Genomic DNA, 12,088 nt, shown 5'->3' on the forward strand with positions numbered 1-12,088 from the left:
GAGCGTCCATGCATGTCCGGTTGCAGGCCTTGCACTTCGCGGCAAAGCACGGCCAATACGGCGCCGGAGAGGATCCATGGGCCGCTTACTCGAACATTTCCCCAATCTCGTCACCATGTTCCTCGCGCGCGCCGAGGCTGGAGGCGACGCGCCGTTCCTTTGGGCCAAGCAGAACGGCGCGTGGAATCCGACGAGCTGGCGTGAGGCGGCGCGGCAGGTCGCCGCGCTGGCGCAAAGCCTGAAACGAATCGGTCTCCAGCCTGGCGACCGCGTCGCGCTGGTTAGCGAGAACCGGCCGGAATGGCTGATTTCCGACCTGGCGATCATGGCCGCCGGCTGCGTCACCGTCCCGACCTACACCACCAATACCACCCGCGATCATGCCCATATCCTCAGCAACAGCGGCGCCCGCGCAGCGATCGTCTCCACGCAGAAGCTCGCCCGCAACCTCATTCCCGCCGTGATGCTCGGGTCCGAATGCCGTCATGTGATCGGTATGGAGGAAGTTCGCACCGGCCAGTCGACCGAGCAACTTAGCTTCCATCACTGGCACGACTTCGCGGCGGGTGAGGGAAGCCGGGACGCCGTCGCGTTGCAGGTCGATCAGCTCCGGCGCGAGGATCTGGCCTGCATCATCTACACCAGCGGAACCGGCGGTGCGCCCCGCGGGGTCATGCAGCACCATGGCATGATCCTGCAGAACGTAGCCGCTGCCGCCGAGGTGATCTCCAGCGATTTCGGGTGGGGGGACGAGGCTTTCCTGTCCTTCCTCCCCGCAAGCCATGCCTATGAACATTCGGCGGGTCAGCACTTCCCCGTTGCCCTGGGCGGGCAAATCTATTTCGCAGAGAGCCTGGAGAAACTCGCCGCGAACATAGAGGAGACGCGGCCGACCATCATGGTAGTCGTTCCGCGCCTTTTCGAAATGCTTCGTGCGCGGATCATCAAGCAGATCGAAAAAGAAGGTGCCCTGGCGCAATATCTCCTTCGCCGCGCGCTTGAGATTGGCGAGCGTGAAGCCAGAGGCGAACGCCGGCTGTCGGATCTGCCGATGGACGCGGTCCTTTCGCTAACGCTGCGGCGGAAGGTGCGGGGGAGGTTCGGCGGCCGGATGAAGGCACTGGTATCCGGCGGCGCGCCGCTCAACCCGGAGGTCGGCCGGTTTTTTCAGTCGCTCGGCGTCACCCTTCTTCAAGGGTACGGCCAAACGGAGTCCGGGCCCATCGTCGCGGTCAATCGGCCGAGCACCGGCATCCGCATGGACAGCGTCGGCACCCCGCTGATGGGGAACGACGTGCGCATCGCTGCCGACGGCGAAATCCTCGTCCAGGGCGAGAATGTGATGCACGGATATTGGCGCAACGAGGAAGAAAGCGCCCGAGTCCTGGTGGACGCCGGAGACGGAAGCGGGACCTGGCTCCACACCGGCGATGTCGGCCATTTCGACGAGGCCGGGCGGATCGTCATCACCGACCGCAAGAAGGATCTGATCGTCAACGACAAGGGCGACAATGTCGCGCCGCAGCGGGTGGAGGGGATGCTGACCCTGCAGCCGGAGATCGCGCAGGCGATGGTCTATGGCGACCGCCGGCCCTACCTCGTGGCCGTGCTTGTGCCCGAGAAAGAAATCGAGGGCGAAGCCGATGTGCAGCAGCGGCTGCAAAAGGCGGTCGACCGGGTCAACGCCGACGTGTCGGTGATCGAGAAGATTCGGCGCTTCATCATCGCAGATGCGCCTTTCACCATCGAAAATGAGCAGCTGACGCCGTCGATGAAGATCCGCCGTCACATGATCAAGGCGGCCTATGGAGACCGCCTCGACGCCTTATACAAGAAGGGGCATTAACTCCGCGGCGCGGTGTACGGAACGAAGGCCCCGATTGCGCAGCTGCCCGCCTGGATGCCGGAAGTCAGATCGACGGTCCGGGCGATGTCGCCCCTACACATTTGACCGCCGTTGCCGCCGAACGATTTGGTGACGAGCGCATAGCCCGAGTTTCCCAGGCCGCTACAGCTGCCCTCCAGTTCGTTGAGGTAAACCCGCTTGCTGCCATCGCGGAACAGCAAGGTATCGTCATCGATCCGAACCATGTCGGACGTCCGCAACCGCGACAGGCAATCTTGAGCCGGCCCGGCGACTTTGCCGGCGAGCAGCTGTTGAAGCTTGGCTTCGCTGCGGGGACTGGTCATCCGCTCCTGCGGTGCCGTGGAGCAGGACGCGACTGCCGCCGCGACGGGAAGGATTATCAGGCTGCGCATGCTCAACACTCCTGAAGGTTCATGTGGTTTCCGCCAAGGCGCTCGACGAGCTTAACCGAAGCTGTCCTTGCGGCGCCGCAACGCTGCGAATTCGTCTGCATCCTTGGCGCGAACGAACGGATTGGTCTTCCGCTCCTCGGCGACGCTCGTGGGCAGCGTGATTTCGCCGCGAGCGCGCCTCGCCTCAATGCCGCGAAGACGCTCCCGCACCTCGGAACTCCCTGGATCGGCATCAGCCGCGAACCTGGCGTTGGACAAAGTATATTCGTGCGCGGCGTACAGTGCGGTGGCAGGCGGCAGCGCCGCAAGCCGCTGAAGCGAGTTGTACATCTGCTCCGGGCTCCCCTCGAACAGGCGGCCGCAACCCATCGCGAACAGCGTATCGCCCACGAAGGCAATGCCTGCGTCCTCGAACACGAAAGCGATGTGCCCGAGCGTATGTCCCGGCACCTCGATGACCTTGCCGACACAACGGCCGAGCCTGACGACATCGCCTTCCCGCAAAGCGATGTCCCGTGCCGGTATCGCCTCTGTCGCGGGTCCCGAGACGCTGCAGCCGGTCACGTCCTTTACCAGCCTGTTCCCGCCAGTATGGTCGCCGTGCCAGTGGGTGTTCCACACCTGGCCGATGGTCCAGCCCCGGTCATCGGCGGCCGCCAGTGCCGCCTCGCCATCGCCCGGATCGACCACCGCCGTCTCTCCGCTCGCGGGGTCGTGCACCAACCAGATGTAATTGTCGGAAAAGGCCGGAACGGCGACGACCTCCAACATCAGCGGCCCTGCGGCGCCACGATCGGACCTTCGGCGGGCGGCAGCATGGTCAACGCCTCACCGGCCATCTTGCCGATCGCGCCCTTGGCGTCGAGGCGCTGCGCCTGAGTCCAGTAGCGCCGCGCCTCCGATGCATTGCCCGCGAATTGCGCGACATGGCCGGCCTCGAACAGGATCACCGGGTCGTTCGGCGCCAGGCTGAGGGCGCGATTGATGGACGATTGCGCCTTGGCACGGTCACCTTCGCGGATCGCGAGCGCGGCTGAAAAGTACCACAGAAAGGGATCGTCTCCGATGCTTGCGGAAGCGTCGTCGACGCGGCTGCGCGCCGTCCTGAGGTCGTTCTGAGCCTCCGCCGCCCGAGCGCGGTCGAGCAGTGCTTCTCCGCGTTGCTCCGCCTTCAAATCGGTGCCGGCCAGCGCCCGGTCGAGGTCGAGCGCGGCCTTTCCGGGTTGATTGGCGGCAATCCACAAGTTGCCGGCCGCAGCAAGCGCGCGGTCGCGGTCGAACGATGTCTTGCCCGTCGCGGCCGCCCGCTCAAACGCTTCTGCAGCAGCCGCGCTGTCGTTCGCTGCCTTGGCATTCAGCGCCCGGCAGACGTGCGCGTCGTAATTGTCATCCGCCGGGCAGGTAGCTGGCTGGGCAGCAAGCAATGCGGCGGCGAGCAAGAACATCAATGAACAACCTCCAGAAGCCCGGCAAGCGCGTGCACGATCGCTGCGATCTCATGCGGCGCGGAGAGCCGGTGACCGCCGCCCTTGACGATCGTCAGCTGGACATCGGCTGAACGCAGCCGCTCCATCAGCCGATGCGAGACCTCGAGCGGAACGGCCGAATCCTCGTCTCCATGGACCAGGCGGACCGGGCAATCGACCGAAAGCGCGCCGCCCAGCAACAACATGTCCTGACCCGACTGCCAGAAATCGTTGGTGAAATATCGTCCGCGCGTGCCGTCCGGCATCACCTCGTCAATCTTGCCGTCGCGGGCAAGCTGTGCGCGCAACTCCGACCCGAAGCCCCACTCGGTAAAATCCGGCGCCGCGGCGATCCCGACGATGCCGCGAATCCGCTCGGGCCGAGAGAGTGCGATGTGGAGCGCCAGCCACCCGCCCATCGAGGAACCAACGAGGATCAACGGACCATCCGTCCGCCGATCGACGACGGCCAGGGCATCTTCAAGCCAGCGGGCAAGCGTCCCATCCTCGAACGGCCCGGAGGACTGGCCGTTGCCTGAATAGTCGAAGCGGACGCATCCCAGGCCGCGTTCCTCGGCGTAGCCGGCGACCGCGGCCGCCTTGGCTCCGTCCATGTCCGACATATAGCCCGGCAGGAACAACAGGGTCGGACCCGCCCCGGCGCGGAGCCGATAGGCGATCCGCTCGCCGTCATGGTCAAGATATCGAACGTCGTCTGTCATTCGCCGACCCCTACCGCGCGAAAGCTGCTGGCGGCAGTCCCGCAAACCGTTAAGCTGCAGGAAAAAGTAGGAGGGATGCCAATGTCATTGCCGCTGGCGCTTGTCGCCGCCGCTCAAGCCGCAACCTTGTCGGCCAACCAGCACCAGGTGTCCGCCGCGATGCCGCTGCCAACCGGCGCTCCGGCGTGGCGCGACGAATTCAGCGGCAAGACGCTCGATCGCACCAAATGGAGCTTCGACACGTCCCGCAACGCCCAAGGCTGGTACAATGGCGAGCTGCAATATTACGCTGCGGACCGCCGCGAGAATCTTCGTCTGGAGAATGGCGTCCTGATCATCGAGGCGCGGAACGATCCCGCCGCGCTCAAGTCGCGCCCCGACTATGGCAAGCAGCAGTATAGCGCCGCCAAGATCACCACGCAGGGCAAGGCGTCATGGACGTACGGATTCTATGAGATTCGTGCCAAGGTGCCGTGCGCCTACGGCACCTGGCCGGCCGTCTGGATGATGCCGGAGGGTAGCTACCCTTGGCCCAAGGGCGGAGAGATCGACATATTGGAACATGTCGGCAGCAAGCCTCGCGTCCTCCACGCCAATCTCCACACCGAGCTGTTCAACCATGCGATCAAGACGGGTCGAGGTGCCGAGCGAACCCTGGAAACCGCCTGCTCGGCGTTTCACAACTACCAGCTCGACTGGCGCCCCGATGCAATTACGGTGGGTGTTGACGGCCGCGCCTTCATGCGGGTCAAGAATGACCAGCCCGGAGGCCATGGCGCCTGGCCGTTCGACAAGCCATTCTACATGATCCTGAACCTCGCCATCGGCGGCGACTGGGCAGCGCCCAAGGGCATGGACCCGAAGGTCCTGCCTCAGCGGTTCGAAGTCGATTACGTCCGGGTATGGTCCGCGGCGAAGTAGCTACTCCGCCTCAAGCTCCCGAAGGCTGCGGCCGCGGGTTTCGCGTCCGGCCCATGCAACGAGTCCTGCCGACAGCCCCATCGGTGCAAGCAGGGCAAGCGCCGCACCTCCGAGCGTAGGGATCAGCCCGGCCAGTGCGAAGCCCTGTACGGCGACGCCGCCGAACTTGCTTGCGCCGGCGATCAGACCTGTCGCCCGTCCGCGAATTCCGAGCGGGTAATTCTCAGCGCTGTAGGGGAGCAGAACGGCGATCATCCCGTTTGTGCCGACGATCAGCATCGCGACCACTGCGATGATCAACGGTTCCCAACGGAGGAGCTCCGCCGGGATAAGTGCGCCCAAGAGGCCAGCCAGTGTCAACACGATGGAGCCGATCAGCGTCCACTTGCTGCTGATCCGGCTGTAGGTCCAGGCAGCGATCATGATTGTCGGCAGAGCGATCAGCGCCGAGCTTGCCAAAATCCCACTGGCCAACGTCGAGCTGAAGCCTCGCGCCTGTAAGTCGGTTGGCAGCCACAGCAGCAGGCCGAAGTTGATGAAGCTCCACGATAGGGCGGTTACCACCAGTGCCAACGTCAGCTTGCCGTGCCGCTGCGTGGCGACGGCCGCATCTTCGGGCGCCGCCACGCGCGGACGCGGGACGATGCCATACTTGCGTTGCATATCGGCGATCTCGGCGGTTCGGCCCTGCTCCGCGAGGAAGCGAGGCGACTCTGGAATGAGGCGCGCCAGCAGCAGGAGAACTATCCCCGTCGGAAACCCCTGCAACCAGAGCACGCGCCAGCCGAACAAAGGCTCGAACGTGTGCGCCGCGCCGCTTGCGGCCAAATAGCCACCCACGAGCCCCGTACCGCCGACGAGAACCAACACCCAACTGCGATGCTTCGGCGGCATGATCTCGGCCAGCAAGGTGTAAACCACCGGCAGCATTCCGCCCGCGGAGCAGCCCATCAGGAAGCACATCAGCAGGTTCAGCTGAAAGAGCGGCATGGCGCCGCATATGGACGTCGAGACGAACAGGATGGTGGACAACAGGATGGAGACGCGCCGTCCGAAAATGTCGGCGAGCCAGCCCCAAACGAAGGATCCCACCGTGGTCCCGACTAGGGCTGTGAACGGAAACCATGCCACCGTTGCCTTTGAGATCTGATACTCAGCCCGCATTCCCGGCAGCACAAAGCCGAGCGTCGCTGGTTTCATGACATCGATGACAAGGCCGAGCGTGAGCACGAGCAACACACCTGCGTGCCAACGCGTCAAAGGCGTGGAGTCCGGCGCCTCATAGTTGGTGCCAGCGTGATCGCCGTGGAGAGAGCGATGCTTCGGTAAAGCGCCGAACACCGCGAGTGGAATTCCGGCAACGATCGCTGCCATTCCGAGCCACATGCCGGCATCCATCGGCATGCCGTACAGATGATTTCCCATCCTGTGCGCCATTGCCAGCATCGGCAGGTGGAGCAGCACGCCGGCGCTGATCAGCGCGCAGCCCAGCCAGAACCAGGGCGCCCGTTCGCCCACGATGGAATCTCTTTTCGCTGCGGTCGCCACGCCCGTCCCCAACTCAGGTTGGAGGAGGAAAAGAGCGGCAACGCCATCGAAAGCAATGCCGAACTTGGCGGCGGATTATTCAGGAATCATTTTTCGTAAAACTAGTGCCAACCTGTTGCCGACCCAGCACAAAGTAGAAACGTACCTACAACCTCGGCTAAGAGGCGCTTAAGGTAGAAAGCGCTTCACCTCCGCAGCGAACACCGCCGGCTGATCAAGCATGATGAAGTGAGCGCTATCGGCCACTGGCACCAATCTGGCGGTCGGCAGGCCAGCATAGGCCTTGCCATACAGCGCCTTCACGAGTTCGGCGCGTTCGGGAGAGGGGACCGCGTACAGTATCGTTATCGGCTTGGCCGCGAGTTTAGGCAGGTTCGCCGAGACGTCGGTTGTTGCGTCTTCGACCATGGCTTCGCCGACCGTCGCGGCGTCGGACTCCTTGAGCCAGCTCAACACTTTGGCCCTGCCCGCTTCGCTGCTGCTCATGCCTGGAGGAGCCTGCGTCGGCGCGGGGCCGTTCACCAGCATTGCGCGCATTTGCTCGGCAATCGGCCGAACGCTGTCCGGAGTCGCGCCCGGCCCCATCAAAGCGCCGTAGAAGGGTAGCGCATCAACCACCATCAGTCGGCCGACCGCCTCCGGGTGCCGCGTGGCAAGCATCGTTCCGATCAGCCCACCCATCGAGTGGCCGATTACCGCACTGCCGCGAAGCTTCTCGGCCGACAGATAGGCGGCCAGCTCCTCGACGATGCCGTCCAGCGTGCCCGGCCGGCGGTTCACCTCGGCTGCGGGGCTGCCGAAGCCGTTCACCTGAACAAGCAGCACGCGGTGCCTTTTGGCGAGCTCCGGCACGATGCCGCTCCACACGTCCCGTGGCGTTGCGAGGCCGGGGATCAGCACCACCGGCTTACCTTCTCCGATGCTCTGCACCGAGATGCGGGAGAGTTGGTGAAGCGTGGGCAGTGTCGGCGCGGCGTTCGCCGACTGCGAGCCGAGGCTGGCGATCAGGACGACGAACAGGATGAAGATGACCATGCGCATGATGGATATCCTTGAAGATGGTGGGTCAGGCCCGCCTGGTCGGGGAGATGAAGATCTCCTCGATCGGCAGCTCGAACAGTTCGGCGATCCGGAAAGCCAGCGGCAGGGACGGGTCGTACTTCCCCGTCTCGATCGCGTTGACGCTCTGGCGCGACACCTCAAGCTTGTCCGCCAAGTCGCCCTGGCTCCAGTTGCGCTCGGCGCGCAGCACCTTCAGTCGGTTCAGCATGCCCGGTCCCTCCGGAACAGCCGGCCGACACCAAGGCCGAGCGCCCAGACGGGCACGACCCAATAAGCATCGATGCGGGGCGCAAGATCGAAAGCGTTGAGGAAGCCGTAGAGTGTGCCCACCGTCAACAGGAACCCCGTGGCGAGCAGCGCCTGCTCAACGAGCAGCATGCGCAAATATTCGTCCGTCTCCTCACGCAACAGGAGAACCATGGCGCGGATGATGAACATGACCGGGGTCGCAACGATAATCGCCAGGACGATCCGCACGGCTGGCGGAGGCGCATAAGAATGGGCGAATGCAATCGTTCCGAACAGGGCAGCGACATAGACCATTGAGGCGATCACGACCCGCCGATTGTAGGCGCGCATCGCCTTGGAGTTCATGCCGCACTCGGCCTGGGCACGCTGCACGGAGCGCACCAGCGGAAACAGCAACAGGAATGAGGCGAGGAACAGGGCGATGCCCGGCCAGCCGGGGATTACGCCCGTCTTTGCCAACAATCCGCTGCCGAACGTCGCAACGAAATAGCCGGCGATCCAAAGCCGTGCGGATGTGGCCGGCGCAAGAGAGGTGCTCATGCAAGTGTCCTTCACAGTTAGTAAAGTAGACTTTACACAACAAGACGTGTGCGTGTCAAGTCTCATTTACACAATGTCGTGCTTGCTTGAACTTGCGTCTGCTTGAAGCGTGCTGCCCGCTCCACTAGGTGCGTCGCTTATGTCGCAGATGTTCAAGATCGCCCTTCCCGACGGCTCCGTGCGTGAAGTGCCGGAGGGCTCGACGCCCGCCGATGTCGCCGCCGCAATCGGCCCCGGTCTCGCGAAGGCCGCGCTGGCGGCGCGAGTGAATGGCGAGGTGCGCGACATCACTCGTCCGTTCGAGGGCGATTCCGAGCTGGCGTTGATCACGTCCAGAGACGAAAAGGATGCGCTCGACCTGGTCCGCCACGACTATGCCCATGTGCTTGCGGAGGCGGTGCAGAACCTGTTCCCAGGTACACAGATCACTTTCGGCCCGGCGACGGACGACGGCTTCTACTATGACTTCGCCCCCGCCGCCGACCGCGGCCCCTTCACCGACGAGGACCTTCCCGCGATCGAGGAGGAAATGCGGCGGGTGATCGCCCGAGACGAGCCGCTAATCCGCGAGGTTTGGCAGCGCGAGGACGTCCGCGCCTTCTTCGAGCGCACCGGTGAGCGGTTCAAGGCCGAGTGGGTGATGGAACTGCCCGAAGGCGAGCCGATCACCATGTATCGCTCGGGGCAGGCCGAAAACGCCTGGATGGACCTATGCCGCGGTCCGCACCTTGCTTCGACCGGCAAGCTCGACCCGCAGGCGTTCAAGCTGACGCGCGTGTCGGGCGCCTACTGGCGCGGCGATCCCAAGAACCCGATGCTGAGCCGCATTTACGGCACCGCCTGGCTCAACAAGAAGCAGCTCGACGCTCATCTGGTTCGGCTGGAGGAAGCGGCGAAGCGCGACCATCGCCGCTTGGGCCAGGAGATGGACCTGTTCCACCTCCAGGCCGAGGCGCATGGAAGCGTCTTCTGGCACCCCAACGGCTATCTGGTGTGGCGGCAGCTCGAGGCCTACATGCGCCGCGCCATTGACGAGAGCGGATATCAGGAGATCAAGACTCCGCAGCTGATGGACGCGCGGCAGTGGGAGCGGTCCGGTCACTGGGGCAAGTATCGCGAGAATATGTTCGTGGTGCCTGACGAGGTGCCGAACACGGAGGAAGAGGGCCCGGTCATCACCGGCGACGCGCAGATGATGGCGTTGAAGCCGATGAACTGCCCGGCGCACGTCTTGGTCTTCAACCAGGGCATCAAGAGCTATCGCGACCTGCCGCTACGGCTCTACGAAAACGGCAGCTGCCATCGCAACGAACCGCATGGCGCGCTCCACGGCCTGATGCGGGTCCGCCAATTCACGCAGGACGACGCCCACATCTTCTGCCGCGAGGACCAGATCGTCGGCGAGGTTCGGGCGTTCTGCGCGTTGGCAGACCGCGTCTACAAAGATTTCGGATTCACCTACGCCATCAAGCTGGCGCTGCGGCCCGAGAAGCGCTTCGGCTCCGATTCGGACTGGGACAAAGCGGAGTCCGAGCTTCGCAATGCGGTGATCGAGGCAGGGCTTGCGACCGAGGAATATGGCTGGGAAGAACTTCCCGGCGAAGGTGCCTTCTACGCGCCAAAGCTGGAGTGGCACCTGACGGACGCGATCGGCCGCACTTGGCAGGTTGGCACCATCCAGTCCGACCGCGTGCTGCCCGAGCGGCTCGACGCCACCTACATCGGCGAGGACGGGCAGAAGCACCGGCCCGTTATGCTGCACCGGGCCATCTTCGGATCTTATGAGCGGTTCGTCGGCATCCTGATCGAGCATTACGCGGGCAAGTTCCCGCTCTGGCTGGCGCCGGTGCAGTCGGTGGTCGCCACGATCGTGTCCGACGCCGATTCCTACGCACAGGATGTCACGGCCAAGCTCAAGGCGTCGGGCATCCGCGCCGACACCGACCTTCGCAACGAGAAGATCAACTACAAGGTGCGTGAACACAGCCTCGCCAAGGTCCCGCTGCTGCTGGTCGTCGGCAAGCGGGAAGCTGAGGAGGGCACAGTGGCGCTGCGCCGGCTAGGCTCCGAAGAGCGGCAGGTCGTCATGACCGTTGAGGACGTGATCGCCATGATGACCGCGGAAGGAACCGCGCCCGACCTGCGATGAGGGTGCGGGAAGGCACCCCGGAGGACGTATCGAGGGCGCTCGCGATCTGGCGCGACGCAGTCGACGCGACGCACCCATTCCTTTCACCCGACGACCGGGTCGAGATCGATCACATGGTCGAGCATGCTTTCCTTCCTGCCGTTCAATTGTGGATGGCTGAGGATGACACGGGGCGGCCAGTCGGCTTCCTCGTCATGGACCGCGACATGATCGATGCCCTGTTCGTGGATCCCGCAGTCCATGGACGTGGTTACGGCACCCTCCTCCTGAACCATGCGCTGACACTTGCGCCGAATGCGCGAGTGGACGCGAGCGAGCAGGCAACGAACGCGCTTCCGTTCTACCTTGCCCGAGGGTTCCGCATCGTCGGCCGTTCACCGACCGATCCGCAGGGTCGGCCTTACCCGCTCGTGCACCTGGCACGTTGACGCGGCACCGCCACAGAGTCGCGAAAAAGGCACGGAACCTTCTCGCGCACCTTTTCTTCTAACCGACGAACGCTTAATTGACCGCGTTCGAACAACATCAACCGGAGACTGACCTATACCCCCGCCCTATCCGCGCCGGCCGCAAACGCCACCGCAATTTACCGGCCCTCGCTATAATGAGTTCATCCAGTCCCAAAAGGTGCGGGTGATCGACGAAAACGGCGAAAATCTGGGGGTCATGTACACCCGCGAAGCGTTTGAACAGGCGCAGGAAGTCGGGCTTGATCTGGTCGAGATTTCTCCCAATGCCGACCCGCCCGTCGCCAAGTTCCTCGACATCGGCCGCTTCAAATATGAAGCGCAGAAGAAGGCCAACGAGCAGCGCAAAAAGCAGAAGACGCAGGAGATCAAGGAGATCAAGATGCGTCCGAACATCGACGACCACGACTATGACACGAAGATGAAGAAGGTCTTCGAGTTCATTGACGAAGGCGACAAGGTGAAGGTCACCATGCGCTTCCGTGGCCGCGAGATGGCGCATGGCGAGCTTGGCATGGCGGTGCTCCGCCGCGTTGCCGAACAAACCGCCGAGGTCGCCAAGGTCGAAGCGCATCCGCGCATGGAAGGCCGGCAGATGCTGATGGTGCTGTCGCCCAAGTAGGGCGTGGCCGTTGTTGCACTTTTGCTGCAAGCTCAATTGGGTTTTGGTCTGAAACTTTTATTGGTCTCGCTGCTGGCTTAGCA

13 protein-coding genes are annotated in these 12,088 nt (G+C 63.7%); 5 read left to right on the plus strand and 8 right to left on the minus strand.

Annotated elements, in window-relative coordinates; genetic code table 11:
• Positions 1 to 76: 76 nt before the first annotated feature.
• Entirely contained in the window at positions 77 to 1,846 is a 1,770-nt protein-coding gene (locus tag G7077_RS06115) for an AMP-dependent synthetase/ligase (RefSeq protein WP_166410933.1), read from the plus strand.
• Here the strand turns inward: G7077_RS06115 and G7077_RS06120 are convergent.
• Genes G7077_RS06120 through G7077_RS06135 form a run of 4 tightly spaced genes read right to left on the minus strand, consistent with a single transcriptional unit; the run spans position 1,843 to position 4,447 of the window.
• Positions 1,843 to 2,259 (minus strand): hypothetical protein, encoded by a 417-nt coding sequence (locus G7077_RS06120; RefSeq protein ID WP_166410934.1) that lies wholly within the window; start codon positions 2,257 to 2,259, stop codon positions 1,843 to 1,845. The genes G7077_RS06115 and G7077_RS06120 overlap by 4 nt on opposite strands.
• A 51-nt stretch (positions 2,260 to 2,310) precedes the next feature.
• Positions 2,311 to 3,030 carry a hydroxyacylglutathione hydrolase gene (gene gloB, locus G7077_RS06125; RefSeq protein WP_166410935.1) on the minus strand — a complete coding sequence of 240 codons (720 nt, stop codon included), beginning with the start codon at positions 3,028 to 3,030 and terminating at the stop codon, positions 2,311 to 2,313.
• A complete protein-coding gene (locus G7077_RS06130) occupies positions 3,030 to 3,707 on the minus strand; it encodes a tetratricopeptide repeat protein (RefSeq protein WP_166410936.1) in 678 nt (225 codons plus the stop codon). The genes gloB and G7077_RS06130 overlap by 1 nt, the downstream gene beginning before the upstream one ends.
• Positions 3,704 to 4,447, minus strand: a complete 744-nt coding sequence (locus tag G7077_RS06135) for an alpha/beta fold hydrolase (RefSeq protein WP_166410937.1) — start codon at positions 4,445 to 4,447, stop codon at positions 3,704 to 3,706. Before G7077_RS06135 ends, G7077_RS06130 begins: the two co-directional genes overlap by 4 nt.
• An 81-nt stretch (positions 4,448 to 4,528) precedes the next feature.
• Here G7077_RS06135 and G7077_RS06140 point away from each other — a divergent pair, with 81 nt between their 5' ends.
• Positions 4,529 to 5,368, plus strand: coding sequence for a glycoside hydrolase family 16 protein (locus tag G7077_RS06140; protein WP_246167437.1), 840 nt, complete (start codon positions 4,529 to 4,531; stop codon positions 5,366 to 5,368).
• On the opposite strand, the gene G7077_RS06145 is transcribed toward G7077_RS06140, so the two are convergent.
• The 4 genes from G7077_RS06145 to G7077_RS06160 all read right to left on the minus strand — a co-directional run bounded on the left by G7077_RS06145 (position 5,369) and on the right by G7077_RS06160 (position 8,767).
• A complete protein-coding gene (locus G7077_RS06145; RefSeq protein ID WP_246167439.1) occupies positions 5,369 to 6,886 on the minus strand; it encodes an MFS transporter in 1,518 nt (505 codons plus the stop codon).
• 198 nt (positions 6,887 to 7,084) lie between these two features.
• Entirely contained in the window at positions 7,085 to 7,957 is an 873-nt protein-coding gene (locus G7077_RS06150) for an alpha/beta fold hydrolase (protein WP_166410938.1), read from the minus strand.
• A 25-nt stretch (positions 7,958 to 7,982) separates the two neighbouring features.
• On the minus strand, positions 7,983 to 8,186 hold the full coding sequence (locus G7077_RS06155; protein ID WP_166410939.1) for a helix-turn-helix transcriptional regulator: 204 nt from the start codon (positions 8,184 to 8,186) through the stop codon (positions 7,983 to 7,985).
• On the minus strand, positions 8,180 to 8,767 hold the full coding sequence (locus tag G7077_RS06160; RefSeq protein ID WP_166410940.1) for a hypothetical protein: 588 nt from the start codon (positions 8,765 to 8,767) through the stop codon (positions 8,180 to 8,182). The genes G7077_RS06155 and G7077_RS06160 overlap by 7 nt, the downstream gene beginning before the upstream one ends.
• Before the next feature lie 139 nt (positions 8,768 to 8,906).
• On the opposite strand from G7077_RS06160, the gene thrS reads away from it, so the two are divergent.
• The 3 genes from thrS (at position 8,907) to infC (ending at position 12,005) form a co-directional block, all read left to right on the plus strand.
• Positions 8,907 to 10,916, plus strand: coding sequence for a threonine--tRNA ligase (gene thrS, locus G7077_RS06165; RefSeq protein WP_166410941.1), 2,010 nt, complete (start codon positions 8,907 to 8,909; stop codon positions 10,914 to 10,916).
• Between the two features lie 2 nt (positions 10,917 to 10,918).
• Positions 10,919 to 11,344 (plus strand): acetyltransferase, encoded by a 426-nt coding sequence (locus tag G7077_RS06170; protein WP_425505309.1) that lies wholly within the window; start codon positions 10,919 to 10,921, stop codon positions 11,342 to 11,344.
• 115 nt (positions 11,345 to 11,459) lie between these two features.
• The gene (gene infC, locus G7077_RS06175; protein ID WP_166412361.1) at positions 11,460 to 12,005 is read left to right on the plus strand and encodes a translation initiation factor IF-3; all 546 of its coding nucleotides are present in this window, start codon (positions 11,460 to 11,462) and stop codon (positions 12,003 to 12,005) included.
• Positions 12,006 to 12,088: the final 83 nt, after the last annotated feature.

Origin of the sequence: Sphingomonas piscis, from assembly GCF_011300455.1 — a bacterium.
In the GTDB taxonomy this organism is placed as follows: domain Bacteria; phylum Pseudomonadota; class Alphaproteobacteria; order Sphingomonadales; family Sphingomonadaceae; genus Sphingomicrobium; species Sphingomicrobium piscis.